At 58.9% G+C, this 26,415-nt stretch carries 22 protein-coding genes; 19 read left to right on the plus strand and 3 right to left on the minus strand.

Annotated features, from left to right (window positions below; genetic code table 11):
• Nucleotides 1-325 precede the first annotated feature (325 nt).
• Both clpA and clpS read right to left on the minus strand, forming a co-directional pair.
• Nucleotides 326-2,596 (minus strand): ATP-dependent Clp protease ATP-binding subunit ClpA, encoded by a 2,271-nt coding sequence (gene clpA / locus FGA82_RS31330; protein ID WP_007920210.1) that lies wholly within the window; start codon nt 2,594-2,596, stop codon nt 326-328.
• 30 nt (nt 2,597-2,626) lie between these two features.
• Complete coding sequence (gene clpS / locus FGA82_RS31335; RefSeq protein ID WP_011334948.1) at nt 2,627-3,010, minus strand: ATP-dependent Clp protease adapter ClpS; 384 nt, start codon at nt 3,008-3,010, stop codon at nt 2,627-2,629.
• 224 nt (nt 3,011-3,234) lie between these two features.
• Between clpS and FGA82_RS31340 the strand changes: the two genes are divergently transcribed.
• Complete coding sequence (locus tag FGA82_RS31340; RefSeq protein ID WP_141130076.1) at nt 3,235-3,552, plus strand: cold shock domain-containing protein; 318 nt, start codon at nt 3,235-3,237, stop codon at nt 3,550-3,552.
• Between the two features lie 84 nt (nt 3,553-3,636).
• On the opposite strand, the gene icd is transcribed toward FGA82_RS31340, so the two are convergent.
• Nucleotides 3,637-4,893, minus strand: a complete 1,257-nt coding sequence (icd, locus tag FGA82_RS31345; RefSeq protein WP_034155137.1) for an NADP-dependent isocitrate dehydrogenase — start codon at nt 4,891-4,893, stop codon at nt 3,637-3,639.
• 481 nt (nt 4,894-5,374) lie between these two features.
• On the opposite strand from icd, the gene FGA82_RS31355 reads away from it, so the two are divergent.
• From FGA82_RS31355 to nuoJ, 18 genes are all read left to right on the plus strand, one after another.
• The gene (locus tag FGA82_RS31355) at nt 5,375-7,600 is read left to right on the plus strand and encodes an NADP-dependent isocitrate dehydrogenase (protein WP_141130077.1); all 2,226 of its coding nucleotides are present in this window, start codon (nt 5,375-5,377) and stop codon (nt 7,598-7,600) included.
• A gap of 170 nt (nt 7,601-7,770) precedes the next feature.
• Nucleotides 7,771-8,217: an NUDIX hydrolase gene (locus FGA82_RS31360; protein ID WP_141130078.1), complete on the plus strand. Its 447-nt coding sequence runs from the start codon at nt 7,771-7,773 to the stop codon at nt 8,215-8,217.
• 59 nt (nt 8,218-8,276) lie between these two features.
• Nucleotides 8,277-9,401 (plus strand): tRNA 2-thiouridine(34) synthase MnmA, encoded by a 1,125-nt coding sequence (mnmA, locus tag FGA82_RS31365; RefSeq protein ID WP_141130079.1) that lies wholly within the window; start codon nt 8,277-8,279, stop codon nt 9,399-9,401.
• Complete coding sequence (gene hflD / locus FGA82_RS31370; RefSeq protein WP_134176556.1) at nt 9,398-10,021, plus strand: high frequency lysogenization protein HflD; 624 nt, start codon at nt 9,398-9,400, stop codon at nt 10,019-10,021. The genes mnmA and hflD overlap by 4 nt, the downstream gene beginning before the upstream one ends.
• A gap of 127 nt (nt 10,022-10,148) precedes the next feature.
• Complete coding sequence (gene purB, locus FGA82_RS31375) at nt 10,149-11,519, plus strand: adenylosuccinate lyase (protein ID WP_141130080.1); 1,371 nt, start codon at nt 10,149-10,151, stop codon at nt 11,517-11,519.
• An 86-nt stretch (nt 11,520-11,605) separates the two neighbouring features.
• Entirely contained in the window at nt 11,606-12,775 is a 1,170-nt protein-coding gene (locus FGA82_RS31380) for a cupin domain-containing protein (RefSeq protein WP_141130081.1), read from the plus strand.
• Nucleotides 12,768-13,193, plus strand: coding sequence for a GNAT family N-acetyltransferase (locus FGA82_RS31385; protein WP_034155132.1), 426 nt, complete (start codon nt 12,768-12,770; stop codon nt 13,191-13,193). Before FGA82_RS31380 ends, FGA82_RS31385 begins: the two co-directional genes overlap by 8 nt.
• 241 nt (nt 13,194-13,434) lie before the next feature.
• Nucleotides 13,435-14,196 (plus strand): secretin N-terminal domain-containing protein, encoded by a 762-nt coding sequence (locus tag FGA82_RS31390; RefSeq protein ID WP_099756645.1) that lies wholly within the window; start codon nt 13,435-13,437, stop codon nt 14,194-14,196.
• Nucleotides 14,197-14,670: 474 nt separating this feature from the next.
• Entirely contained in the window at nt 14,671-15,996 is a 1,326-nt protein-coding gene (gene aceA, locus FGA82_RS31395) for an isocitrate lyase (RefSeq protein WP_007920195.1), read from the plus strand.
• Nucleotides 15,997-16,680: 684 nt separating this feature from the next.
• On the plus strand, nt 16,681-17,094 hold the full coding sequence (locus FGA82_RS31400) for an NADH-quinone oxidoreductase subunit A (RefSeq protein WP_003223812.1): 414 nt from the start codon (nt 16,681-16,683) through the stop codon (nt 17,092-17,094).
• 10 nt (nt 17,095-17,104) lie between these two features.
• Nucleotides 17,105-17,779, plus strand: a complete 675-nt coding sequence (locus tag FGA82_RS31405) for a NuoB/complex I 20 kDa subunit family protein (protein WP_007920192.1) — start codon at nt 17,105-17,107, stop codon at nt 17,777-17,779.
• A gap of 73 nt (nt 17,780-17,852) precedes the next feature.
• Entirely contained in the window at nt 17,853-19,637 is a 1,785-nt protein-coding gene (gene nuoC / locus FGA82_RS31410) for an NADH-quinone oxidoreductase subunit C/D (protein ID WP_007920189.1), read from the plus strand.
• 2 nt (nt 19,638-19,639) lie between these two features.
• On the plus strand, nt 19,640-20,137 hold the full coding sequence (gene nuoE / locus FGA82_RS31415) for an NADH-quinone oxidoreductase subunit NuoE (RefSeq protein WP_007920186.1): 498 nt from the start codon (nt 19,640-19,642) through the stop codon (nt 20,135-20,137).
• The gene (gene nuoF / locus FGA82_RS31420) at nt 20,134-21,489 is read left to right on the plus strand and encodes an NADH-quinone oxidoreductase subunit NuoF (RefSeq protein ID WP_007920184.1); all 1,356 of its coding nucleotides are present in this window, start codon (nt 20,134-20,136) and stop codon (nt 21,487-21,489) included. Before nuoE ends, nuoF begins: the two co-directional genes overlap by 4 nt.
• A gap of 134 nt (nt 21,490-21,623) precedes the next feature.
• Nucleotides 21,624-24,338 carry an NADH-quinone oxidoreductase subunit NuoG gene (nuoG, locus tag FGA82_RS31425; RefSeq protein ID WP_141130082.1) on the plus strand — a complete coding sequence of 905 codons (2,715 nt, stop codon included), beginning with the start codon at nt 21,624-21,626 and terminating at the stop codon, nt 24,336-24,338.
• The gene (gene nuoH / locus FGA82_RS31430; RefSeq protein WP_007920179.1) at nt 24,335-25,342 is read left to right on the plus strand and encodes an NADH-quinone oxidoreductase subunit NuoH; all 1,008 of its coding nucleotides are present in this window, start codon (nt 24,335-24,337) and stop codon (nt 25,340-25,342) included. Before nuoG ends, nuoH begins: the two co-directional genes overlap by 4 nt.
• An 11-nt stretch (nt 25,343-25,353) precedes the next feature.
• On the plus strand, nt 25,354-25,902 hold the full coding sequence (gene nuoI / locus FGA82_RS31435; protein WP_007920177.1) for an NADH-quinone oxidoreductase subunit NuoI: 549 nt from the start codon (nt 25,354-25,356) through the stop codon (nt 25,900-25,902).
• Between the two features lie 9 nt (nt 25,903-25,911).
• Entirely contained in the window at nt 25,912-26,412 is a 501-nt protein-coding gene (gene nuoJ / locus FGA82_RS31440) for an NADH-quinone oxidoreductase subunit J (RefSeq protein WP_007920176.1), read from the plus strand.
• Nucleotides 26,413-26,415 lie beyond the last annotated feature (3 nt).

Below are 26,415 nucleotides of genomic sequence, written 5' to 3' on the forward strand. Positions count from 1 at the left end.
AAGGCTTAGTGGAGGGATTGATCCGGGCGTGGGAGCGCAGCGACCGTTTGGCGAAGCCAAACACAGCGAGAGGAGGTGCAGCGAAGCAAACCGTAGGCGCTGCGCCCGGATCGATCCCGCAGCGAAGGAACCCCGAGCCTCAGCGAGCGGGCCGCACGTAGGAGCAAGCGTTTTTTGCTTACTTTTTTTGGCGTTTGAAAAAAAGTGAGTCGCCGTAAGGGCGAAACCCTAATAAGCCATCACCGCAGCAACGGATATTCACCCAAAAAGCCCAAACGACCAATAACAAAAAGGCGCCCGAAGGCGCCCTCTTGATCCAAGGCCGTCAGGCCATTTCTGCGGTAGTCTCGAAGTCAAACGTCAACTCACCATCCTTGATGTCGATGTGCACCACACCGCCATGCTCGGCCAGCTCGCCAAACAGAATCTCCTCCGCCAACGGACGCTTGATCTTGTCCTGGATCAGACGCGCCATCGGACGCGCACCCATCGCCGAGTCATAACCACCCGCCGCCAGCCAACTACGCGCGGCATCAGTGACCTCAAGCAGCACACGCTTGTCTTCCAACTGCGCCTGAAGCTCGGTGAGGAACTTGTCCACCACACTTTTGATAACCTCATGACTGAGGCGACCAAACTGGATAATGGTGTCCAGACGGTTACGGAATTCCGGCGTGAAGCTCTTCTTGATCACTTCCATCGCATCAGACGAGTGGTCCTGATGAGTGAAACCGATCGAAGCACGCGCCGCCGTTTCGGCACCGGCGTTGGTGGTCATGATCACAATCACGTTGCGGAAGTCCGCCTTGCGCCCGTTGTTGTCGGTCAGCGTACCGTGGTCCATCACCTGCAGCAGCAGGTTGAAGACTTCCGGATGCGCCTTCTCGATTTCATCGAGGAGCAATACGCAGTGCGGCTGCTTGGTGATCGCTTCGGTCAACAGACCACCCTGATCGAAACCGACGTAGCCCGGAGGCGCACCGATCAGACGCGATACGGTGTGACGCTCCATGTACTCGGACATGTCGAAACGAACCAGCTCGATCCCCAACGCCTTGGCCAGTTGCCGCGCAGCCTCGGTTTTACCGACACCGGTCGGGCCTGCGAACAGGAACGAACCGACGGGTTTGTCAGGCGACTTGAGGCCGGCGCGAGACAGCTTGATCGCGGTTGACAGCGAATCGATCGCCGCGTCCTGACCAAACACCGTCAGCTTCAGGTCACGCTCAAGGTTACGCAGCAACTCCTTGTCGGAGCTGGTGACGTGCTTAGGCGGAATCCGCGCGATTTTCGCGACGATGTCTTCAACGTGCGGCACTTCGATGCGCTTGGCGCGCTTCTCGACCGGTTGCAAGCGCTGATAGGCACCGGCCTCGTCGATCACATCAATGGCTTTGTCCGGCATGTGCCGGTCATTGATGTAGCGCGACGCCAGTTCAGCAGCGGCACGTAGCGCTTCGTCGCTGTATTCGATGTTGTGGTGCTGCTCGAAACGCCCTTTCAGGCCGCGCAGGATACCGATGGTGTCTTCCACCGACGGCTCGACGACATCGACCTTCTGGAAGCGACGCGCCAAGGCACGATCCTTCTCGAAGATGCCGCGGAATTCCTGGAACGTGGTCGAACCGATGCAGCGAATGTCGCCAGACGACAGCAGCGGCTTGAGCAGATTCGAAGCGTCCATGACACCGCCCGACGCAGCACCGGCACCAATAATGGTGTGGATCTCGTCGATGAACAGAATGGCTTGCGGACGTTTTTTCAGTTCATTGAGCAGCGCCTTGAAACGCTTCTCGAAATCACCGCGATACTTGGTGCCTGCGAGCAGAGCCCCCAGATCAAGCGAATAAACTACGCTACCGGCCAGCAGATCCGGCACCTGGTTGTCGACAATGCGCTTGGCCAGACCTTCGGCAATCGCGGTTTTACCCACGCCTGCTTCACCGACCAGCAGCGGATTGTTTTTGCGCCGACGCGCCAGAATCTGCGCGACACGCTCGACTTCCGATTCGCGGCCGACCAGCGGATCGATGCGACCCTGGCGCGCGAGTTCGTTGAGGTTGCTGGCATAAGCATCCAGAGGATTGCCTGAAGAAGAAGACTCGCCGCCCTCGTCGTCCTGCATATCTTGTTCACCTTCAGAGTGATCGCCATGCCCCGGCACTTTGGAAATGCCGTGAGCGATGTAGTTGACGACATCGATGCGCGCCACGCTCTGCTGCTTCAGCAGGAACACGGCCTGACTCTCTTGCTCACTGAAGATTGCAACCAGCACGTTGGCGCCGGTTACTTCGCGTTTGCCCGAGCTCTGTACGTGGAAAACAGCACGTTGCAGTACACGCTGGAAGCCCAGGGTTGGCTGGGTTTCACGATCTTCGTCATGAACGGGGATCAATGGCGTGGTGGAGTCGATGAACTCCTGCAGGTCATGCTTGAGTTTGTCGAGGTTTGCGCCGCAGGCACGCAAAACGGTGGCGGCAGCCTCATTGTCCAATAGGGCCAGCAAAAGGTGTTCGACGGTCATGAATTCATGACGTTTCGAACGAGCCTCCTTGAAGGCTAGATTGAGGGTGACTTCGAGCTCGCGGTTTAACATAGCTTCACCTCATACCCAAGTGGTCGGCGATTAACCGTCCTTCTCGATTTCACAGAGTAGCGGATGCTGGCTTTCCCTGGCGTACTGGTTGACCTGCATGGCCTTTGTCTCGGCGATGTCGCGGGTAAACACTCCACATACTGCCCGTCCTTCTGTGTGGACGGCCAGCATGACCTTGGTCGCCAGCTCGCGATTCAGGTTAAAAAACACCTCGAGCACTTCGACGACGAAATCCATCGGTGTGTAGTCATCATTAAACAAAACCACCTTGTACATCGGCGGCGCCTGTAACGCAGGCTTTGCTTCCTGAACAGCAACGCCTGCCGAATCGTCGTCGTGCTCCTGTGGAAGATCCTTTTGGAGAAGCGGGCGATCCTGATTGAATGTTAGTCGAATCTGGCTGATTGCATGCATGGAAAGAAAGGTTCGTCAGTTGTGCAAATACAGTGGTGGGGGCGGTTGTCCACGTTTTCAACTCCGACTGCCCGGTCACCTTGACTATCGGGAAAACGGTGTTACAACCAATAGAGCCCACAGTGGGTAAAAAAGATCCGCGGAGTCAATCCTTTTAATGGATTAGATTGCGGATGAATTGGATGATACTCCAGCGATGGAGTCTGTTGCAGAGGGATTTGAGCATGGCTGTCGGCAAGGTGAAATGGTTCAACAATGCCAAGGGATTCGGCTTTATCAATACCGATGCCCGCGAAGGCCGCGATGAGGATGGGAAAGAGATCGACTTCTTTGCTCATTTTTCTCAGATTAAGATGGATGGGTACAAAACCCTCAAAGCCGGGCAAGCGGTGGTTTTTAGTATTATTCAAGGCCCTAAGGGGCTGCATGCCACAGACATCCAATCTGTCATCACTGAGCCATCCAGTGCCGTTGAGAGCGCAGCTGTCGGCGCGGCTGCGGCTGCGGCTGCGGCTGCCGCAAACGCCAAAGCAATGAGCTGACTGATTTTCACCTGATATTCCAAGCAATAAAAAACCGCCTGACTCAATTCAACGAGTCAGGCGGTTTTTATGTGCCTGCGTTTCTTACATGTGCGAAATCAGCGCATCGCCGAAGCCCGAAGACGAAACCAGCTTGGCCCCATCCATCAGACGCTCGAAGTCATAGGTCACAGTCTTGGCACCAATGGCGCCGTTGGTGCCCTTGATGATCAGATCCGCCGCTTCAGTCCAGCCCATGTGGCGTAGCATCATCTCGGCCGAGAGAATCAACGACCCTGGGTTGACCTGATCCTTGCCGGCGTACTTCGGTGCAGTACCGTGGGTGGCTTCGAACATCGCCACCGTGTCGGACAGGTTGGCGCCCGGTGCGATACCGATACCGCCCACTTCCGCCGCCAGAGCGTCGGAGAGGTAGTCGCCGTTCAGGTTCAAGGTCGCGATCACATCGTATTCGGCCGGACGCAGCAGGATCTGCTGGAGCATGGCGTCGGCAATGGCATCTTTGACCACAACGTTCTTACCGGTTTTCGGGTTCTTGAACTGCATCCACGGGCCGCCGTCGAGCAGCGTCGCGCCGAATTCTTCCGCGGCCACTTCATAGGCCCACTCTTTGAAGGCACCTTCGGTGAACTTCATGATGTTGCCTTTGTGCACGATGGTCAGCGAATCGCGGTCATTGTCGACCACATATTGCAGAGCCTTGCGCGCCAGACGCTTGGTGCCTTCCAGCGAAACCGGCTTGACGCCGATGCCGCAGTTTTCGTCGAAACGGATCTTGGTGACGCCCATTTCTTCTTTAAGGAATTTGATGACCTTGGTGGCTTCCGGCGAACCGGCCTTCCACTCAATGCCGGCATAGATGTCTTCGGAGTTCTCGCGGAAGATCGTCATGTCGACGTCGCCGGGCTTTTTCACCGGGCTTGGTACGCCTTCGAACCAGCGCACCGGGCGCAGGCAGACGTAGAGGTCGAGTTGCTGACGCAGGGCCACGTTAAGCGAGCGGATGCCGCCACCAACCGGGGTGGTCAGCGGGCCTTTGATGGAAACCACGTAATCCTTGACCGCGTCCAGGGTTTCCTGAGGCAGCCAGGTGTCCTGATCGTAAACCTGAGTGGCTTTTTCCCCGGCGTAGACTTCCATCCAGGAAATCTTGCGTTTACCGCCGTATGCCTTTTGAACTGCAGCATCGACAACCTTGATCATCACCGGGCTGATGTCGACACCAATGCCGTCACCTTCGATGAAGGGGATGATCGGGTTATCAGGAACATTGAGAGAATGGTCTGCATTGACGGTGATTTTGTCGCCGACGGCTGGAACCTGAATCTTCTTGTAACCCATGCTGAACTCCATTGTTTGGATTGAACATCTGGCTTGGTTCGAGCGTAACCCAGTTAAATCAACACGCAAACCCTCTGTTCGTGGCGCGGCTACATCTCGTTTCGTACAAGCCTGAAAGCAAAGGGAAAAGCGCCAAACTCAAGCATTCGCGACGACTCTACGCGCCACCCTGCCCTGCGACCTTTAGACCAATGGACGAGAATCGTTGCATATGAACCATCGGCAGATTGCCAGCTACCTATGTATAATGCCGCCCGCTGACCACAGGGTCACGACGGCTGGCCTCTCTAGCACGAGACTTTCCGCCTGATTGGTCGGGTTGTTACCGCAGTCCGACTGCTTGACGCTCTACTGATGCACCCAACATCACCGCGAAGAATCTCGACATTCGGTTCATGGATGACTTTGAACGAACGCGCTTACCCGGCGCCCCTCGAGTTTCTGCGCACGCTTTAGCAAAGAAGAGAGAGTTAATCCGAATATGCCCACCCGCTCGAAGATCATCTATACCTTCACCGACGAAGCCCCAGCCCTCGCCACCTATTCCCTGCTGCCGATCATCGAGGCGTACACCGCTTCGGCCGATATCGCCGTGGAAACCCGCGATATCTCTCTTGCAGCACGCATTCTGGCCAGCTTCCCCGAGCAACTGGGCGACAAAGCCGTAGCCGACCACCTCGCCGAACTGGGCGACCTGGCCGTTACGCCTGAAGCCAACATCATCAAGCTGCCGAACATCAGCGCTTCGGTGCCACAGCTGCAAGCCGCGATCAAAGAGCTGCAAGCTCAGGGTTACAACCTGCCGGACTACCCGGAAACCGTGACCAGCGACGCAGACAAAGACGCCAAGGCGCGTTACGACAAGGTCAAGGGCAGCGCCGTGAACCCGGTTCTGCGTGAAGGCAACTCCGACCGTCGCGCACCGCTGTCGGTGAAGAACTACGCTCGCAAGCACCCGCACAAAATGGGCGCCTGGGCCAAAGACTCCAAGTCCCACGTCGCTCACATGAGCACCGGCGATTTCTACGGCAGCGAAAAAGCTGCCCTGATCGACGCCGCTGACGCCGTGAAGATCGAGCTGATCGCCAAGGACGGTACCGCTACCGTTCTCAAAGAAAAAACCACCGTTCAGGCCGGCGAGATCCTCGACTGCGCCGTGATGAGCAAAAACGCCCTGCGCGCGTTCATCGCTGCTGAAATCGAAAGCGCCAAGGCTCAAGGCGTGCTGCTCTCGGTTCACTTGAAAGCAACCATGATGAAGGTCTCCGACCCGATCATGTTCGGCCAGATCGTTGCCGAGTTCTACAAAGACGCGCTGACCAAGCACGCTGCCGTGCTGGCCGAGATCGGCTTCAACCTGAACAACGGCATCGGCGATCTGTACGCGCGCATCAAGGCCCTGCCGGCCGAGCAACAAGCGCAGATCGAAGCCGACATGGCTGCGGTCTACGCTGCTCGTCCATCGCTGGCGATGGTCAACTCCGACAAAGGCATCACCAACCTGCACGTGCCGAGCGACGTTATCGTCGACGCCTCGATGCCAGCAATGATCCGTGACTCCGGCAAAATGTGGGGCACCGACGGTCAGTTGCACGACACCAAGGCTGTGATCCCGGATCGTTGCTACGCAACCATCTACCAGGCCGTGATCGAAGATTGCAAAGCCAATGGCGCTTTCGATCCGACCACCATGGGCAGCGTGCCAAACGTTGGCCTGATGGCGAAGAAAGCCGAAGAGTACGGCTCGCACGACAAGACCTTCCAGATCAAGACTGACGGCGTGGTTCGCGTCACCGACAGCAAAGGCACCCTGCTGATGGAACAGGCTGTTGAAGCCGGCGACATCTTCCGCATGTGCCAGACCAAAGACGCGCCGATCCAGGACTGGGTCAAACTGGCCGTCAACCGCGCTCGCGCAAGCGCAACCCCAGCGATCTTCTGGCTGGACCCGATGCGCGCTCACGATGGCGTAGTGATCGAGAAAGTTCAGGCTTACCTGAAGGATCACGACACTGCCGGCCTGGACATCCAGATCATGGCGCCGGTCGACGCGATGAAGTACACCCTGCAGCGCACCCGCGAAGGCAAGGACACCATTTCGGTGACCGGCAACGTACTGCGCGACTACCTGACCGACCTGTTCCCGATCATGGAACTGGGCACCAGCGCCAAGATGCTGTCGATCGTGCCGCTGATGAACGGTGGTGGCCTGTTCGAAACCGGCGCCGGCGGTTCGGCTCCGAAGCACGTGCAGCAACTGGTTGAAGAGAACTTCCTGCGCTGGGATTCGCTGGGCGAGTTCCTCGCCTTGGCAGCCTCCCTTGAGCACCTGGGTGTGAACTACAACAACCCGAAAGCACTGGTGCTGTCGAAAACCCTGGATCAGGCCACTGGCCAGTTTCTCGACAACAACAAGTCGCCATCGCGCAAAGTCGGCAACATCGACAACCGCGGCAGCCACTTCTACCTGGCGATGTACTGGGCTCAGGCCCTGGCCGCCCAGACTGAAGACGCTGCACTGCAAGCGCAGTTCGCGACTCTGGCCAAGACGCTGACCGATAACGAAGCAACCATCGTTGCCGAGCTCAACGCCGTTCAGGGCAAGCCAGTCGACATCGGCGGTTACTACCACGCCAATGCCGAGCTGATCAGCAAGGCCATGCGCCCAAGCGCAACCCTCAACGCGGCGATTGCTGCGCTGGTTTAAGGTTGTAATGGGAACATCACAAACCCCGGCCTTGTGCCGGGGTTTGTGTTTCTGCTCAAGATCAAAAAATCGCAGCCTTCGGCAGCTCCTACATTGATCCTTGTAGGAGCTGCCGAAGGCTGCGATCTTTTGATCTTCAATGCACCGAAGATTTTAAAGAGGAAGGTTTTATGGAATGGCTCCCCCACATCACCGTCGCCACCATCGTCGAGGACAACGGTCGCTTCCTGATGGTCGAGGAACACAAGGCCGGGCGTAACGTACTCAACCAGCCCGCCGGCCATCTCGACCCGGACGAAACCCTGATCGAAGCCGCCGTGCGCGAAACCCTCGAAGAAACCGGCTGGGACGTCGATCCCACCGGCGTCATCGGCATTTACCTGTACACCGCGCCGAGCAACGGCGTGACCTACCAGCGCGTGTGCTTCAGCGCCAAAGCCGTCAAACACCACCCGGATTACCAGCTCGACGACGGTATCGTCGGCGCCAAGTGGCTGACCCGCGACGAATTAATCGCTCAACGCGACCACTGGCGCAGCGAGCTGATCATCCGTTGCATCGACGATTATCTGGCCGGCCATCACTTCAGCCTCGAACTGATCCGCCCTTCTCTTTAGCCTTGAGGCCGCGAGCCTGCTAGAATCGCGTCCTTTTTCAAGACACTCATTGAATCCCTATGCGTGATCCAGCCCCTTCTGACACATCCAAGAAGCGCGTCATTGTCGGCATGTCCGGCGGCGTGGACTCTTCCGTTTCCGCTCTCCTGCTGATCGAGCAGGGCTTTGAAGTGGAAGGCCTGTTCATGAAGAACTGGGAAGAAGACGACGGAACGGAATACTGCACCGCCATGGACGACCTGGCGGATGCTCAGGCTGTTTGCGACAAAATCGGCATCAAACTGCACACCGCTAACTTCGCTGCGGAATACTGGGACAACGTGTTCGAGCACTTCCTCGCCGAATATAAGGCCGGACGCACGCCGAACCCGGACATCCTGTGTAACCGCGAGATCAAGTTCAAGGCGTTCCTCGATTACGCCATGATGCTCGGCGCCGACCTGATCGCCACCGGTCACTACGTGCGCCGCCGCGACATTGATGGCCGCACCGAACTGCTCAAAGGCCTCGATCCGAACAAGGATCAAAGCTACTTCCTGCACGCCGTTGGCGGCGAACAGATTGCCAAGACGTTGTTTCCGGTCGGTGAACTGGAAAAACCGCAAGTTCGGGCGATTGCCGAGAAATACGAGCTGGCGACCGCCAAGAAGAAGGATTCCACCGGAATCTGCTTCATCGGCGAGCGTCGTTTCAGCGATTTCCTCAAGCAATACCTGCCGGCGCAACCGGGCGAAATCAAAACCACCGAAGGCGAAGTCATCGGCCGTCATCACGGCTTGATGTACCACACCATCGGTCAGCGTCAGGGCCTCGGCATCGGCGGCCTGAAAGACGCTGGCGATGAGCCGTGGTACGTGCTGCGCAAGGATCTCGACACCAACGAACTGATAGTCGGCCAGGGCAACAACCATCCGTGGCTGTTCTCCAGCGCCCTGCTCGCTTCGGAAATCTATTGGGTCAACCCGATCGACCTGAGCCAGCCGCTGCGCCTGACCGCCAAAGTGCGTTATCGCCAGAGCGATCAGGCTTGCACCCTGGAAAAAACCGCTACCGGTTACCGCGCCGTGTTCGACGAGCCGCAACGCGCGGTAACGCCGGGCCAATCGGTGGTGTTCTACGACGGTGAAATCTGCCTCGGTGGCGGCGTGATCGAAGTGGCCGAGCCGTGGAGCGGCCAGGCATGAGCCCGACTCAGGAGCAACTGACGGCGCTCGGCGGTGTGTTTCTCGCCGCCGTGCTGGTCGACCGGATCGCCAAGACCGGCCAGACCAGTGAGGCCGGTCTGACCTGCATGCTCGGCAGCCTGTTGGTGCGCGACCCGAAGGACACGCTGGACGTATACGGCGGCGACGACATCAATCTGCGCGAGGGTTATCGCGCGTTGATTGGTGCCCTCGAGCGCGATCCGAGCACCTTGCAGCGCGAACCGTTGCGCTATGCCCTGTCGATGCTCGGCCTGGAACGTCAACTGGCCAAACGCGACGACATGCTCGACATCATCGGCAAGCGCTTGCCGCAGATCCAGTCGCAGGTCGAGCACTTTGGCCCGGCCCACGAAAACGTCGTCGCGGCCTGCGGTGCGCTCTATCAGGACACCCTGAGCACGCTGCGCCAACGCATTCAGGTGCACGGCGACATGCGCAACCTGCAGCAACCGAGCAATGCCTCGAAGATTCGCGCCCTGCTGCTCGCCGGCATTCGTTCGGCGCGCCTGTGGCGGCAGCTCGGCGGCCATCGCTGGCAGTTGGTGATCAGCCGGCGCAAGCTGCTCAAAGAGCTGTATCCGTTGATGCGCAGCGAGTAAATCGCCCTGCAACAAAAGCTTTGTAGTCTGTAACGCGTAATACGTCGGTCAGTTGGCAACGGACCGGCGGATTTTTTCATGTATGATACGCGCCCCATTTCGTTGCCCGACTGTCCGAGAACACCCCATGCAGCTTTCTTCGCTCACTGCGGTTTCCCCTGTAGACGGCCGCTACGCCGGCAAAACCCAGGCCCTGCGCCCGATTTTCAGCGAGTACGGCCTGATCCGTGCCCGCGTTCTGGTTGAAGTGCGCTGGCTCCAGCGCCTGGCCGCCCACGCTGGTATCCCTGAAGTGCCAGCCTTCTCCGCCGAGGCCAACACCGTTCTCAATGAACTGGCTGAAAACTTCTCGCTGGAGCACGCCGAGCGCGTCAAAGAGATCGAGCGCACCACCAACCACGACGTCAAAGCGATCGAATACCTGCTCAAAGAGCAGGCGGCCAAGCTGCCGGAGCTGGCCAAGGTCAGCGAGTTCATCCACTTTGCCTGCACCAGCGAAGACATCAACAACCTGTCCCACGCCCTGATGCTGCGCGAAGGCCGTGACGACGTGATGCTGCCGCTGATGCGTCAGACCGCCAACGCCATCCGCGAACTGGCCATCCGTTTCGCTGACGTGCCAATGCTGTCGCGCACCCACGGCCAACCGGCTTCGCCGACCACTCTGGGTAAAGAGCTGGCGAACGTGGTTTACCGTCTCGAGCGTCAAATTGCTCAAGTCGCTGCCGTGCCGCTGCTGGGCAAGATCAACGGCGCCGTCGGCAACTACAACGCGCACCTGTCGGCCTACCCGCAGATCGACTGGGAAGCCAATGCCCGCGCCTTCATCGAAGACGAGCTGGGTCTGGGCTTCAACCCGTACACCACGCAGATCGAACCGCACGACTACATCGCCGAGCTGTTCGACGCGATCGCGCGCTTCAACACCATTCTGATCGACTTCGACCGTGACATCTGGGGCTATATCTCCCTGGGTTATTTCAAGCAGCGCACCATCGCTGGCGAAATCGGTTCGTCGACCATGCCGCACAAGGTCAACCCGATCGACTTCGAAAACTCCGAAGGCAACCTGGGCATCGCCAACGCACTGTTCCAGCACCTGGCGAGCAAACTGCCGATCTCCCGCTGGCAGCGCGACCTGACCGACTCCACCGTACTGCGTAACCTCGGTGTCGGCTTCGCCCACAGCGTGATCGCGTACGAAGCCAGTCTCAAAGGCATCAGCAAACTGGAGCTCAACGAGCAGAAGATTGCCGCTGACCTCGATGCGTGCTGGGAAGTATTGGCTGAGCCGATCCAGACCGTGATGCGCCGCTACAACATCGAAAATCCGTACGAGAAACTGAAAGAACTGACCCGCGGCAAGGGCATCAGCCCTGAAGCGTTGCAGACTTTCATCGACAGTCTGGACATGCCTGCCGAAGCGAAAGCCGAGCTTAAGCAACTGACTCCGGCCAACTACATCGGCAACGCTGTAGCGCAAGCCAAACGCATCTGATCGACCGTTTGACCCGTTTGAGACGCCCGGCCGCGCCGGGCGTTTTTATTCCCGTCTGAAAAGTGCTTTTTTTCAATAGGTTACATATGAATCCCGATATTCCTCTTCAACTTCTGGGTGGCATCACGGCGCGCGAGTTCCTGCGCGACTACTGGCAGAAAAAGCCACTGCTGATCCGCCAGGCAATTCCTGACTTCGAAAGCCCGATCGACGCCGACGAACTGGCCGGCCTGGCCCTGGAAGAAGAAGTCGAATCGCGCTTGGTGATCGAGCACGGCGAGCGCCCTTGGGAACTGCGTCGCGGCCCGTTCGCTGAAGACGAATTCAGCAAACTGCCGGAAAAAGAGTGGACCCTGCTGGTTCAAGCCGTCGACCAGTTCGTACCGGAAGTCAGCGAACTGCTGGAAAACTTCCGCTTCCTGCCGAGCTGGCGCGTTGACGACGTGATGATCAGCTTCGCCGCCCCGGGTGGCAGCGTCGGTCCGCACTTCGATAACTACGACGTGTTCCTGCTGCAGGGCCACGGTAAGCGCAACTGGAAAATCGGTCAGATGTGCGACTCCGAGAGCCCGCTGCTGCAACACGCGGACCTGCGCATTCTCGCTGAATTCAACGAGACCGAAGAGTGGGTGCTGGAACCGGGCGACATGCTCTACCTGCCACCGCGCTTGGCTCACTGCGGCGTCGCGGTCGATAACTGCATGACCTACTCGGTCGGTTTCCGCGCACCAAGCGCTTCCGAAGTGCTGACTCACTTCACTGACTTCCTCAGCCAGTTCCTGACTGACGAAGAGCGCTATACCGACGCCGACGCACAGCCAGCAGCCGATCCACACCAGATTCAACACGATGCACTGGATCGCCTGAAAGCGCTGCTTGCCGAACACATGAGCGACGAGCGCCTGCTGCTGACCTGGTTCGGCCAGTACATGACCGAGCCGCGTTATCCAGAACTGGTGGCCGGCCCGGAAGACATCGAAGAAGAAGATTTCCTCGCCGCCCTGCAGGATGGCGCCATTCTGATCCGCAACCCGAGTGCGCGCCTGGCCTGGTCGGAAGTCGATGACGACCTGCTGCTGTTCGCCAGCGGCCAGAGCCGTTACCTGCCGGGCAAACTGCGCGAACTGCTGAAGCTGATCTGCGCTGCTGACGCACTGCACACCGACAACCTCGGTGAGTGGCTGAACGACGAAGACGCTTGCAGCCTGCTGTGCCAGTTGGTCAAGCAAGGGAGCCTGGGGTTCGCCGATGAATAAGATTCGCGTTCGTGTCGCAGACTGGCAGAAGGACATCGCCGAGATCCGGCGCATTCGTGAAACGGTGTTCATCGCCGAGCAATCGGTGCCACCTGAGTTGGAGTGGGACGCGGACGACGCGACCGCCGTGCATTTTCTGGCGTTTGAAGGCGATTTTCCGATCGGTACTGCGCGCTTGCTGCCTGATGGGCATATCGGCCGGGTTTCGGTGCTGAAAGACTGGCGCGGCATGAAGGTCGGTGATGCGCTGATGCAAGCGGTGATTGCCGAAGCTGAAGAGCGTGGCTTGAAGCAGCAGATGCTCAGTGCACAGGTGCAGGCCACGGCGTTCTATGAGCGCCTGGGCTTCAGCCTGGTCAGCGAGGAATTCCTCGAAGCTGGGATTCCGCATGTCGACATGGTTCGCCATTCGGCCTGATACCGCGGCACGGCCTCTGATCGTTCCCACGCTCTGCGTGGGAACGCCTCTCGGGACGCTCCGCGTCCCTTGCGGCATGTGACGCAGAGCGTCACTGGCTGCATTCCCACGCAGAGCGTGGGAACGATCACGCCCCGACATCAACCGATGCCGGGGCGTTTTGCTGTCTACGATTCAACTTGCCCCACCCAAGGCCGACAAACTGGCAATATCAAGCCTTTCGAAAGCGGAGATAACGGACATGTCCCTACGCACCCTGCTCACCACCCTGCTGCTCGGTTGCAGTTTTTCGGTGATGGCAGCTACAGAAATCGTGCCTCTCAATTACCGCACCAGCACCGACATGCTGCCGATGGCGCAAGACTTCCTCGGCAAGGACGGACAGGTCAGTGCCTATGGCAACCAACTGATCATCAAGGCCGAACCGGACAAGATCCAGGAACTCAAGGCGCTGATCACGCAGTTGGATACTGCGCCCAAACGCTTGCTGATCACCGTCGACACCAATGAAAACAATGGCCGTGGCGACGAAGGCTATTCGGTCAACGGCGCCCAGCCGAACCAGACCCGCATCATCAGCCGCAGCACTGCCAGCCGTGACGGCGGTGTGCAGCAAGTGCAGGCCACCGATGGCATGCCGGCGCTGATTCAAGTCGGCCAGAGCGTGCCGATCACCAGCAGCCAGAGCAATTCGTACGGCGATTACAGCAGCCAGACCCAATACCGCAACGTCACCCAGGGTTTCTACGTCACCGCCAGCGTCACCGGCGACATCGTTCACCTTGCCATCAGTACCAACCGTGACCGCATGAGCCAGGAACGTCCCGATGTAGTGAACGTGCAAAGCACCGACACAACTGTCAGCGGCCGCCTCGGTGAGTGGATCACCCTCGCCGGCGTGAATCGCCAGACCCAGGCCGACAAACAGGGTCTGACCCGCAGCTACTCGACTCAAGGCCGGGATGACATGACCTTGCGGGTGAAAGTCGACGCCTTGGACTAAAGCACCAAAAACTGACTGATTAGTCGTATTAGACGAAAGATGTAGTGCTTGAAAAAAAGCACTACAAAACGTTTGACGAGGCAAAAAAGCGAAGGCATGATGGCCTCGCTCCCGCTAATCAGAGGCCCTGGCAAGGGCCTTCGAAGCGATGTTCGCACCTACCCCGCGAACCGCTTCGTGTCTGTACCGCCCACAAGGTGTGTTTGACGAGGTTGCCGACTGGAACGAAGTTGTCCCGAGGGACGGAAGCGTAATTAGGTAACCCGGCTCCACACTGTAGATCGTATAGAGGCCCACGACGCCCGAATGCGCCCTCAGTTCGCCACTACCTGCTCACTTCCCCTCGAGCCCATCGTTCATCCCGTCGCCTACCCCGCCGAATCCGACTTGACCACCTAAGCTTCTGGTCAGCGAGCGCAGGAATTTTCCACCGCAGAACAACTTTTCATAAAAGACGCGACGAGGTTTATCTCCATGGCACTGACACGCGAACAGCAAATTGCAGCCCTCGAAAAAGACTGGGCTGAAAACCCGCGCTGGAAAGGCGTGACACGCACTTACTCCGCTGCTGACGTCGTCCGTCTGCGTGGCTCGGTTCAACCTGAGCACACCTTTGCAAAAATGGGCGCCGACAAGCTGTGGAACCTGGTCACCCAGGGTGCCAAGCCGTCCTTCCGTCCTGAGAAAGATTTCGTCAACTGCATGGGCGCCCTGACCGGCGGCCAGGCTGTTCAGCAGGTTAAAGCCGGTATCCAGGCAATCTACCTGTCGGGCTGGCAAGTGGCTGCGGACAACAACTCCGCAGAATCCATGTACCCGGACCAGTCGCTGTACCCGGTGGACTCGGTTCCAACCGTGGTCAAGCGCATCAACAACTCGTTCCGTCGTGCTGACCAGATCCAGTGGAAAGCCGGCAAGAACCCGGGCGACGATGGCTACATCGACTACTTCGCACCGATCGTGGCTGACGCTGAAGCCGGTTTCGGCGGCGTTCTGAACGCTTACGAACTGATGAAGAGCATGATCGAAGCGGGCGCCGCCGGCGTTCACTTCGAAGACCAACTGGCTTCCGTGAAAAAATGCGGTCACATGGGCGGTAAGGTACTGGTTCCAACTCAGGAAGCCGTACAGAAGCTGACCGCTGCACGTCTGGCTGCCGACGTTGCCGGCACCCCGACCATCATTCTGGCCCGTACCGACGCTAACGCTGCTGACCTGCTGACTTCCGATTGCGACCCGTACGACCAGCCGTTCGTGACTGGCGAGCGCACTCAGGAAGGTTTCTACAAGGTTCGCGCCGGCCTCGATCAAGCCATCGCTCGTGGTCTGGCTTACGCTCCGTACGCCGACCTGATCTGGTGTGAAACCGCCAAGCCGGATCTGGACGAGGCTCGTCGCTTTGCCGAAGCGATCAAAAAGGAATACCCGGATCAACTGCTGTCGTACAACTGCTCGCCTTCCTTCAACTGGAAGAAAAACCTCGACGACGCGACCATCGCCAAGTTCCAGCGCGAACTGTCCGCCATGGGTTACAAGCACCAGTTCATCACCCTGGCCGGCATTCACAACATGTGGCACAGCATGTTCAACCTGGCGCACGACTACGCCCGCAACGACATGACTGCCTACGTGAAGCTGCAAGAGCAGGAATTCGCTGATGCCGCCAAGGGTTACACCTTCGTGGCTCACCAGCAGGAAGTGGGCACCGGCTACTTCGACGACATGACCACCGTGATTCAGGGCGGCTCGTCTTCGGTAACCGCGCTGACCGGTTCGACCGAAGAAGAACAGTTCCACTGAGTCTGCTTCGCTGAGCAAACGGCCTTTGCGGATCGGATGGAAAGCTAACCGCAGAGCCGCAAAACTGACGCCCCGACTGGTTCGGGGCGTTTTTTTTGCGCCCGGAAAAAAACCTTCCCCTGTAGGAGCATGTGTTGGGTTCAAGACCTCCCAAGCGCCACGAAACCTTGTGGGAGCGAGCCTGCTCGCGAAGGCGCTTTGTCAGCTTGCGCATGTGGTGACTGATCCAGCGCATTCGCGAGCAGGCTCGCTCCCACAGGTTTTCTCTTCAGCCCGGGAGACAAAACATTGATCCAGCGCGGTACAACCATCAGAAAAATCCGCTAAAACGGGCGCCGTCGCTACTTGCAGTAACGTGCAAGTAAGACAACTTCCCAACTGACATCCCGTTAAACAGTTACAAAACCATCCCAAACGATATTAATTATCATTTAGCCGCAACTATGTTCGTTACACTCCCTACAAAACATTATTTGCATAAACCCGCCTAATGCCCGCTACGCATGGGCTGCAGGGCATTGGAGATGCGCTATGTCCTTATTCCAATAAATAATTTCGCTATAGGAATTTTACTTGCAGGGTGTTTAGCCATAAAATCAGCGCGATTGATTGCTGCGACATATCGTCACTGCCTATTTCTTTATCAAGCTCAGAGACCTTTGCTCTCTGTTAAGGATTACCAGCATGCCCGAAGCGACAGGACTCATGGCCCACAACTGGGGCTTTGCCATTTTCCTTCTGGGTGTCGTCGGCCTGTGTGCCTTCATGCTTGGCGTCTCCAGCCTCCTTGGGTCAAAAGCCTGGGGCCGCAGCAAAAACGAACCGTTCGAGTCGGGCATGCTACCTACCGGTGGCGCCCGCTTGCGGCTCTCAGCCAAATTCTATCTGGTCGCGATGCTCTTCGTGATCTTCGATATCGAAGCCCTCTTTCTCTTTGCATGGTCTGTGTCCGTCCGCGAAAGCGGCTGGACCGGATTCGTCGAAGCTCTCGTTTTCATAGCAATTCTGTTGGCAGGTCTTGTCTACCTGTTCCGAGTGGGCGCCCTTGACTGGGCTCCGGAAGCTCGTCGCAAGCGGCAGGCGAAGCTGAAACAATGAGGCTTTGGCAATGCAATACAATCTCACCAGGATCGACCCCGATGCTCCTAACGAGCAATATCCGATTGGCGAACGGGAAACCGTTTCCGATCCGTTAGAAGATCAAGTCCACAAAAACATTTTCATGGGCAAGCTGGAAGACGTGCTGAGTGGCGCGGTCAACTGGGGGCGTAAAAACTCCCTGTGGCCGTACAACTTCGGCCTGTCGTGCTGCTACGTGGAAATGACCACCGCCTTCACGGCGCCCCACGATATCGCGCGCTTTGGCGCCGAAGTTATCCGGGCATCGCCGCGTCAGGCCGACTTCATGGTTATCGCCGGGACCTGCTTCATCAAGATGGCGCCGATCATCCAGCGTCTCTACGAGCAGATGCTCGAGCCGAAGTGGGTTATCTCCATGGGTTCGTGCGCTAACTCCGGTGGCATGTACGACATCTACTCTGTGGTTCAAGGGGTGGACAAGTTCCTGCCCGTGGACGTCTACGTACCTGGCTGCCCTCCTCGTCCGGAAGCATTTCTGCAAGGCTTGATGCTGTTGCAGGAATCGATCGGCAAGGAGCGTCGTCCGCTTTCCTGGGTCGTTGGCGATCAAGGCGTTTATCGCGCCGACATGCCTTCGCAGAAAGAAGAGCGCCGCGAACAGCGAATCGCAGTCACCAACCTGCGCAGCCCTGACGAAGTCTGATCCAGATCTGTTCTGACAAAGAAACGAGAAGCTGGCTTCATTCTTTACGTTGACCGAAAGCGAAAAAATAACCATGACTACAGGCAGCGCTCTGTACATCCCGCCTTATAAGGCAGACGACCAGGATGTGGTCGTTGAATTGAACAACCGTTTTGGCGCCGAAGCGTTCACCGCTCAATCGACCCGCACCGGCATGCCGGTGCTGTGGGTCGCGCGCGCCAGGCTCGTTGAAGTCCTGACTTTCCTGCGCAACCTGCCCAAGCCGTACGTCATGCTCTATGACCTGCACGGCGTGGACGAGCGTCTGCGCACCAAGCGTCAAGGGTTGCCGAGCGACGCTGAGTTCACCGTGTTCTATCACCTCATGTCGCTGGAGCGTAATAGTGACGTGATGATCAAGGTCGCCTTGTCCGAGAGCGACCTCAGCTTGCCGACCGTCACCAGCATCTGGCCGAACGCCAACTGGTACGAGCGTGAAGTCTGGGACATGTTCGGCATCGACTTCAAAGGTCACCCGCACCTGTCGCGCATCATGATGCCGCCGACCTGGGAAGGTCACCCGCTGCGCAAGGACTTCCCGGCGCGCGCCACCGAATTCGATCCGTACAGCCTCAACCTCGCCAAGCAACAGCTTGAGGAAGAAGCTGCGCGTTTCCGTCCGGAAGACTGGGGCATGAAGCGTTCCGGCCCGAACGAGGACTACATGTTCCTCAACCTCGGCCCGAACCACCCTTCGGCGCACGGTGCGTTCCGCATCATTCTGCAACTGGACGGTGAAGAGATCGTCGACTGCGTGCCGGACATCGGCTACCACCACCGTGGTGCCGAGAAGATGGCCGAGCGTCAGTCGTGGCACAGCTTCATTCCGTACACCGACCGTATCGATTACCTCGGCGGCGTGATGAACAACCTGCCGTACGTGCTCTCGGTCGAGAAGCTGGCCGGCATCAAGGTGCCCGAGAAGGTCGACGTCATCCGCATCATGATGGCCGAGTTCTTCCGCATCACCAGCCACCTGCTGTTCCTCGGGACTTACATCCAGGACGTTGGTGCGATGACCCCGGTATTCTTTACCTTCACCGACCGCCAGAAGGCGTACACGGTGATTGAAGCCATCACCGGTTTCCGTCTGCACCCGGCCTGGTACCGCATCGGTGGTGTAGCCCACGACCTGCCGCGCGGCTGGGAAAAACTGGTGAAAGACTTCGTTGAATGGCTGCCAAAACGCCTCGACGAATACACCAAGGCTGCCCTGCAGAACAGCATCCTCAAGGGTCGTACCATCGGGGTTGCCCAGTACAACACCAAAGAAGCCCTGGAATGGGGCGTCACCGGTGCCGGCCTGCGTTCGACCGGTTGCGACTTCGACCTGCGTAAGGCGCGTCCGTACTCCGGCTACGAGAACTTCGAGTTCGAAGTACCGCTGGCCGCCAACGGCGATGCCTACGACCGCTGCATGGTTCGCGTTGAAGAGATGCGCCAGAGCATCAAGATCATCGACCAGTGCATGCGCAACATGCCGGAAGGCCCGTACAAGGCGGATCACCCGCTGACCACGCCGCCGCCGAAAGAACGCACGCTGCAGCACATCGAAACCCTGATCACGCACTTCCTGCAGGTTTCGTGGGGCCCGGTGATGCCGGCCAACGAATCCTTCCAGATGATCGAAGCGACCAAGGGCATCAACAGTTATTACCTGACGAGCGACGGCGGCACCATGAGCTACCGTACCCGGATCCGCACTCCAAGCTTCCCGCATCTGCAACAGATCCCTTCGGTGATCAAAGGCAGCATGGTCGCGGACATGATTGCGTACCTGGGTAGTATCGATTTCGTTATGGCCGACGTGGACCGCTAAGCATGAACAGCACGCTTATCCAGACAGACCGTTTCACCCTCAGTGAAACCGAGCGCTCGGCCATTGAGCACGAGCTGCATCACTACGAAGACCCGCGTGCGGCGTCGATCGAAGCCCTGAAGATCGTTCAGAAAGAACGCGGCTGGGTGCCGGATGGCGCCTTGTACGCGATCGGCGAGATCCTCGGCATCCCGGCCAGCGACGTTGAAGGTGTGGCTACTTTTTACAGCCAGATTTTCCGTCAGCCGGTCGGCCGTCACATCATTCGCGTCTGCGACAGCATGGTCTGCTACATCGGCGGCCATGAGTCGGTGGTCAGCGAAATCCAGAACAATCTGGGCATCGGCCTGGGTCAGACCACCACCGACGGTCGTTTCACCCTGCTGCCTGTCTGCTGCCTCGGCAACTGCGACAAGGCACCGGCGCTGATGATCGACGACGACACCTTTGGTGATGTGCAGCCTGCTGGCGTCGCCAAACTGCTCGAGGGCTACGTATGACCCTGACATCTTTCGGTCCTGCCAACCGCATTCAGCGTTCGGCCGAGACTCACCCGCTGACCTGGCGTCTGCGCGATGACGGCGAAGCCGTGTGGCTCGACGAATACCAGGCCAAGAACGGTTACGCCGCTGCGCGCAAAGCCTTCGCCGACATGGATCAGGACGCCATCGTCCAGACCGTGAAAGACGCCGGCCTTAAAGGTCGCGGCGGTGCAGGCTTCCCCACAGGCGTGAAGTGGGGCCTGATGCCCAAAGACGAATCCATCAACATCCGCTACCTGCTGTGCAACGCGGATGAAATGGAGCCGAACACCTGGAAAGACCGCATGCTGATGGAGCAACTGCCCCATCTGCTGATCGAAGGCATGCTGATCAGTGCTCGCGCGCTGAAAACCTACCGTGGCTATATCTTCCTGCGTGGCGAGTACACCACCGCCGCCAAGCACCTCAACCGTGCCGTGGAAGAAGCCAAGGCTGCAGGCCTGCTGGGCAAGAACATTCTGGGCAGCGGCTTCGATTTCGAGCTGTTCGTCCACACCGGCGCCGGGCGTTACATCTGCGGTGAAGAAACCGCACTGATCAACTCCCTCGAAGGCCGCCGCGCCAACCCGCGCTCCAAGCCGCCCTTCCCTGCCGCCGTCGGCGTGTGGGGCAAGCCGACCTGCGTGAACAACGTGGAAACCCTGTGCAACGTGCCGGCGATCATTGCCGATGGCGTTGACTGGTACAAATCGTTGGCCCGCGAAGGCAGCGAAGACATGGGCACCAAGCTCATGGGCTTCTCCGGCAAAGTGAAAAACCCGGGCCTGTGGGAATTGCCATTCGGCGTCACCGGTCGCGAGTTGTTCGAAGACTACGCCGGCGGCATGCGCGACGGCTTCAAGCTCAAGGCCTGGCAGCCAGGTGGCGCCGGTACCGGTTTCCTCCTGCCTGAACACCTCGACGCACAAATGTACGCCGGCGGCATCGCCAAAGTGGGCACCCGTATGGGTACCGGCCTGGCCATGGCCGTGGACGACAGCGTCAACATGGTCTCCTTGCTGCGCAACATGGAGCAGTTCTTCGCTCGCGAGTCGTGCGGTTTCTGCACCCCGTGCCGCGATGGTTTGCCATGGAGCGTCAAGCTCTTGATGGCCATCGAACAAGGCCGTGGTCAGCCAGGCGACATCGAGACCCTGCTGGGTCTGGTCAACTTCCTCGGCCCGGGCAAGACCTTCTGTGCTCACGCACCGGGTGCCGTAGAACCGTTGGGCAGCGCGATCAAATACTTCCGTCCAGAGTTCGAAGCCGGTATCGCGCCAGTCAGCGCTGCCGTCCCGCCTCTGGCAAGGCCGATCGTAATCGGCGCGTAAACGCTTAATAAGGTGAAGGGCCTGGGCCCTTCGCCTCCTGCGATGACGCCTTTCGAGGCTGGTTTGATTCGCACGGATAACAAGATTCCATTAGCCACGCCCGCTGACACCGGGCCAACGAAGACCTTTGAACCATGGCCACTATCCACGTAGACGGCAAAGCGCTCGAAGTCGACGGGGCAGACAACCTGTTACAGGCATGTCTGTCGCTGGGCCTCGACATTCCATATTTCTGCTGGCACCCCGCGCTTGGTAGCGTCGGGGCTTGTCGCCAGTGCGCGGTCAAGCAGTACACCGACGAGAACGACACCCGTGGTCGCATCGTCATGTCCTGCATGACCCCTGCCACTGACAACACCTGGATCTCCATCGAAGATGAAGAATCCAAGGCGTTCCGCGCCAGTGTTGTTGAATGGCTGATGACCAACCACCCGCACGACTGCCCTGTGTGCGAAGAAGGCGGTCATTGCCACCTGCAAGACATGACAGTGATGACCGGCCACAACGAACGCCGTTATCGCTTCACCAAACGCACCCACCAGAACCAGCAACTGGGCCCGTTCATTTCCCACGAAATGAACCGCTGCATCGCTTGCTACCGCTGCGTGCGTTTCTACAAGGATTACGCTGGCGGCACCGACCTCGGTGTGTTCGGCGCCCACGACAACGTGTACTTCGGTCGCGTTGAAGACGGCACCCTCGAAAGCGAGTTCTCCGGCAACCTCACCGAGGTCTGCCCGACCGGTGTGTTCACCGACAAGACTCACTCCGAACGCTACAACCGCAAGTGGGACATGCAGTTCGCACCGAGCATCTGCCACGGCTGCTCGAGCGGTTGCAACATTTCCCCGGGCGAGCGTTACGGCGAACTGCGTCGCATCGAAAACCGTTTCAACGGTTCGGTGAACCAGTACTTCCTGTGCGACCGTGGCCGTTTCGGTTATGGCTACGTCAACCGCACCGACCGTCCACGTCAGCCACTGCTGGCCGACGGCACCAAGCTCGGTCTGGATGCTGCACTGGATAAAGCCGCTGACCTGCTGCGCGGTCGCAATATCGTCGGTATCGGCTCGCCGCGTGCCAGCCTCGAAAGCAACTACGCGTTGCGCGAACTGGTTGGCGCCGAGCACTTCTACTCGGGTATCGAAGCCTCCGAACTGGAGCGCATCCGTCTGGTCCTGCAAGTGCTGAAAGACAGCCCGCTGCCTGTGCCGAACATGCGCGACATCGAAGACCACGACGCCATTTTCGTCCTCGGTGAAGACCTGACCCAGACCGCCGCCCGTGTGGCGCTGTCGCTGCGTCAATCGGTCAAAGGCAAGGCTGAAGACATGGCCGAAGCCATGCGCGTTCAGCCTTGGCTCGACGCTGCGGTGAAGAACATCGGTCAGCACGCGCTGAACCCGCTGTTCATCGCCAGCCTGGCGGAAACCAAGCTCGACGACATCGCTGAAGAATGCGTACACGCTGCTCCGGATGACTTGGCACGCATCGGTTTCGCCGTTGCTCACGCACTGGACGCCAGCGCGCCGGCCGTTGAAGGTCTGGACGCCGAAGCACTGGAACTGGCTAAGCGTATTGCTGACGCCCTGCTCGCTGCCAAACGTCCGCTGATCATCGCCGGTACTTCGCTGGGCTCCAAAGCCCTGATCGAAGCCGCCGCGAACATCGCCAAGGCGCTGAAGCTGCGCGAGAAGAACGGTTCGATCAGCCTGATCGTCCCGGAAGCCAACAGCCTTGGTCTGGCCATGCTCGGTGGCGAATCGGTCGACGCGGCGCTGCAAGCCGTGATCGATGGCAAGGCCGACGCTATCGTCGTGCTGGAAAACGATCTGTACACCCGCACCGCCAAAGAAAAAGTCGATGCTGCGCTGAACGCTGCGCAAGTAGTGATCGTTGCTGATCATCAGAAGACGGCTACCAGCGATCGCGCGCACCTGATTCTTCCAGCCGCGAGCTTCGCTGAGGGCGACGGTACGCTGGTCAGCCAGGAAGGTCGCGCCCAGCGCTTCTTCCAGGTTTTCGACCCGCAATACCTCGACGCAAGCATCCTGGTTCACGAAGGCTGGCGCTGGCTGCACGCCCTGCGCGCGACCCTGCTGAACCAGCCGATCGACTGGACGCAACTCGACCACGTCACCGCTGCCGTTGCTTCGAGCACCGAGCAACTGGCGCGCATCGTCGACGCTGCACCATCCGCCGCGTTCCGCATCAAGGGTCTGAAACTGGCACGTGAGCCGCTGCGTTATTCCGGTCGCACTGCGATGCGCGCCGACATCAGCGTTCACGAACCGCGCACCCCGCAAGACAAAGACACCGCGTTCGCCTTCTCCATGGAAGGTTACTCGGGCTCTGCCGAACCGCGTCAGCAAGTACCATTTGCATGGTCGCCGGGCTGGAACTCGCCACAAGCGTGGAACAAGTTCCAGGACGAAGTCGGTGGTCACATCCGTGCCGGCGACCCGGGCACCCGCCTGATCGAAAGCACTGGCGATTCGCTGAACTGGTTCGCTGCTGCACCGCGCGCATTCAATCCGGCGCCGGGCACTTGGCAAGCCGTGCCGTTCTTCCACCTGTTCGGCAGCGAAGAAAACTCTTCGAAAGCCGCGCCGGTTCAAGAGCGTATTCCGGCTCCATACGTGGCACTGGCCAAGTCGGAAGCGGATCGTCTCGGCGTCAACGACGGTGCCCTGCTGAGCCTGAACGTGGCCGGTCAGACCCTGCGTCTGCCGCTGCGCATCAATGAAGAACTGGGCGCCGGTCTGGTGGCATTGCCTGCGGGCATCGCCGGCATTCCACCGGCATTCGCCGGCGTATCCGTCGACGGTCTGCAGGAGGCAGCGCAATGACCTGGTTCACCCCTGAAGTGATCGATGTGATCCTCTCGGTCGTCAAAGCCATCGTGATTCTGCTGGCCGTGGTGGTCGCGGGCGCGTTGCTCAGCTTTGTCGAACGTCGCCTGCTGGGCTGGTGGCAGGACCGTTACGGTCCGAACCGCGTTGGTCCGTTTGGTATGTTCCAGATCGCCGCCGACATGCTGAAGATGTTCTTCAAGGAAGACTGGACCCCGCCGTTTGCCGACAAAGTGATTTTCACTTTGGCACCGGTGGTGGCCATGTCCGCCCTGCTGATCGCCTTCGCGATCATCCCGATCACCCCGACCTGGGGCGTCGCGGATCTGAACATCGGCCTGCTGTTCTTCTTCGCCATGGCCGGTCTGTCGGTCTACGCGGTGTTGTTCGCCGGCTGGTCGAGTAACAACAAGTTCGCCCTGCTCGGCAGCTTGCGTGCGTCGGCGCAGACCGTGTCCTACGAAGTGTTCATGGGCCTGGCCCTGATGGGCATCGTGGTGCAGGTCGGCTCATTCAACATGCGCGACATCGTCGAGTACCAGGCGCAGAACCTGTGGTTCATCATTCCGCAGTTCTTCGGCTTCTGTACCTTCTTCATCGCTGGCGTCGCCGTGACTCACCGTCACCCGTTCGACCAGCCGGAAGCGGAACAGGAACTGGCCGACGGTTACCACATTGAATACGCCGGTATGAAATGGGGCATGTTCTTCGTCGGTGAATACATCGGCATCATCCTGATCTCGGCGCTGCTGGTCACCCTGTTCTTCGGTGGCTGGCACGGTCCGTTCGGCATCTTGCCGCAACTGGCGTTCGTCTGGTTCGCACTGAAGACCGCGTTCTTCATCATGCTGTTCATCCTGCTGCGCGCTTCCATTCCGCGTCCGCGTTATGACCAGGTGATGGATTTCAGCTGGAAATTCTGCCTGCCACTGACCCTGATCAATTTGCTGGTGACCGCTGCAGTCGTGTTGTGGAACACGCCTGCGGTCGCGGTTCAGTGAGGATTTGACCCATGTTCAAATATATTGGCGACATCGTTAAGGGTACTGGTACCCAGTTGCGCAGCCTGGTCATGGTCTTCGGCCATGGCTTTCGCAAGCGCGACACCCTGCAATACCCGGAAGAAGCGGTCTACCTGCCACCCCGCTACCGTGGTCGTATCGTCCTGACCCGCGACCCCGATGGCGAAGAGCGTTGCGTAGCCTGCAACCTGTGCGCCGTGGCTTGCCCGGTGGGTTGCATCTCGCTGCAGAAAGCTGAAACCGAAGACGGTCGCTGGTACCCGGACTTCTTCCGTATCAACTTCTCGCGCTGCATTTTCTGCGGTCTCTGCGAGGAAGCCTGTCCGACCACCGCAATCCAGCTGACCCCGGATTTCGAGATGGCCGAGTTCAAACGTCAGGACCTGGTGTACGAGAAAGAAGATCTGTTGATCTCCGGCCCCGGCAAAAACCCTGATTACAACTTCTATCGTGTTGCAGGTATGGCAATCGCTGGCAAGCCGAAAGGCTCCGCGCAGAACGAAGCCGAACCGATCAACGTGAAGAGCTTGCTGCCTTAAGGAAGAACGATGGAATTCGCTTTCTATTTCGCATCGGGTATCGCTGTTGTGTCCACGCTTCGCGTAGTCACCAACACCAACCCTGTGCACGCCCTGCTCTACCTGATCATCTCGTTGATCGCCGTGGCCATGACCTTCTTCGCACTCGGCGCGCCGTTCGCCGGCGTGCTGGAAGTGATCGCTTACGCCGGCGCCATCATGGTGCTGTTCGTGTTCGTGGTGATGATGCTGAACCTGGGCCCGGCCTCGGTTCAGCAAGAACGCGTCTGGCTCAAGCCCGGCATCTGGGCCGGCCCGGTGATTCTCGCCGCCCTGCTGCTGGCCGAACTGCTGTATGTGCTGTTCGCTCACCAGAGCGGTCAGGCCATCGGCCACACCACCGTAGACGCGAAAGCCGTGGGCATCAGCCTGTTCGGCCCGTACCTGCTGGTGGTCGAACTCGCCTCGATGCTGCTGCTCGCTGCAGCCGTCACGGCGTTCCATTTGGGCCGTAACGAGGCGAAGGAGTAAGAC

It is taken from the genome of Pseudomonas fluorescens, from assembly GCF_005938625.1.
GTDB classification, from domain to species: Bacteria; Pseudomonadota; Gammaproteobacteria; order Pseudomonadales; family Pseudomonadaceae; genus Aquipseudomonas; species Aquipseudomonas fluorescens_BD.

What these genes read in the sequence shown, in the direction of transcription:
- hflD (WP_134176556.1), top strand. Translation starts at nt 9,398, where the DNA reads ATGAGCCCGACTCAGGAGCAACTGACGGCGCTCGGCGGTGTGTTTCTC.
- clpA (WP_007920210.1), bottom strand. Translation starts at nt 2,596, where the DNA reads ATGTTAAACCGCGAGCTCGAAGTCACCCTCAATCTAGCCTTCAAGGAG.
- nuoC (WP_007920189.1), top strand. Translation starts at nt 17,853, where the DNA reads ATGACTACAGGCAGCGCTCTGTACATCCCGCCTTATAAGGCAGACGAC.
- nuoE (WP_007920186.1), top strand. Translation starts at nt 19,640, where the DNA reads ATGAACAGCACGCTTATCCAGACAGACCGTTTCACCCTCAGTGAAACC.
- FGA82_RS31385 (WP_034155132.1), top strand. Translation starts at nt 12,768, where the DNA reads ATGAATAAGATTCGCGTTCGTGTCGCAGACTGGCAGAAGGACATCGCC.
- aceA (WP_007920195.1), top strand. Translation starts at nt 14,671, where the DNA reads ATGGCACTGACACGCGAACAGCAAATTGCAGCCCTCGAAAAAGACTGG.
- FGA82_RS31360 (WP_141130078.1), top strand. Translation starts at nt 7,771, where the DNA reads ATGGAATGGCTCCCCCACATCACCGTCGCCACCATCGTCGAGGACAAC.
- nuoF (WP_007920184.1), top strand. Translation starts at nt 20,134, where the DNA reads ATGACCCTGACATCTTTCGGTCCTGCCAACCGCATTCAGCGTTCGGCC.
- FGA82_RS31340 (WP_141130076.1), top strand. Translation starts at nt 3,235, where the DNA reads ATGGCTGTCGGCAAGGTGAAATGGTTCAACAATGCCAAGGGATTCGGC.
- nuoH (WP_007920179.1), top strand. Translation starts at nt 24,335, where the DNA reads ATGACCTGGTTCACCCCTGAAGTGATCGATGTGATCCTCTCGGTCGTC.
- nuoI (WP_007920177.1), top strand. Translation starts at nt 25,354, where the DNA reads ATGTTCAAATATATTGGCGACATCGTTAAGGGTACTGGTACCCAGTTG.
- clpS (WP_011334948.1), bottom strand. Translation starts at nt 3,010, where the DNA reads ATGCATGCAATCAGCCAGATTCGACTAACATTCAATCAGGATCGCCCG.
- FGA82_RS31405 (WP_007920192.1), top strand. Translation starts at nt 17,105, where the DNA reads ATGCAATACAATCTCACCAGGATCGACCCCGATGCTCCTAACGAGCAA.
- FGA82_RS31380 (WP_141130081.1), top strand. Translation starts at nt 11,606, where the DNA reads ATGAATCCCGATATTCCTCTTCAACTTCTGGGTGGCATCACGGCGCGC.
- FGA82_RS31390 (WP_099756645.1), top strand. Translation starts at nt 13,435, where the DNA reads ATGTCCCTACGCACCCTGCTCACCACCCTGCTGCTCGGTTGCAGTTTT.
- nuoG (WP_141130082.1), top strand. Translation starts at nt 21,624, where the DNA reads ATGGCCACTATCCACGTAGACGGCAAAGCGCTCGAAGTCGACGGGGCA.
- mnmA (WP_141130079.1), top strand. Translation starts at nt 8,277, where the DNA reads ATGCGTGATCCAGCCCCTTCTGACACATCCAAGAAGCGCGTCATTGTC.
- purB (WP_141130080.1), top strand. Translation starts at nt 10,149, where the DNA reads ATGCAGCTTTCTTCGCTCACTGCGGTTTCCCCTGTAGACGGCCGCTAC.
- FGA82_RS31400 (WP_003223812.1), top strand. Translation starts at nt 16,681, where the DNA reads ATGCCCGAAGCGACAGGACTCATGGCCCACAACTGGGGCTTTGCCATT.
- nuoJ (WP_007920176.1), top strand. Translation starts at nt 25,912, where the DNA reads ATGGAATTCGCTTTCTATTTCGCATCGGGTATCGCTGTTGTGTCCACG.
- FGA82_RS31355 (WP_141130077.1), top strand. Translation starts at nt 5,375, where the DNA reads ATGCCCACCCGCTCGAAGATCATCTATACCTTCACCGACGAAGCCCCA.
- icd (WP_034155137.1), bottom strand. Translation starts at nt 4,893, where the DNA reads ATGGGTTACAAGAAGATTCAGGTTCCAGCCGTCGGCGACAAAATCACC.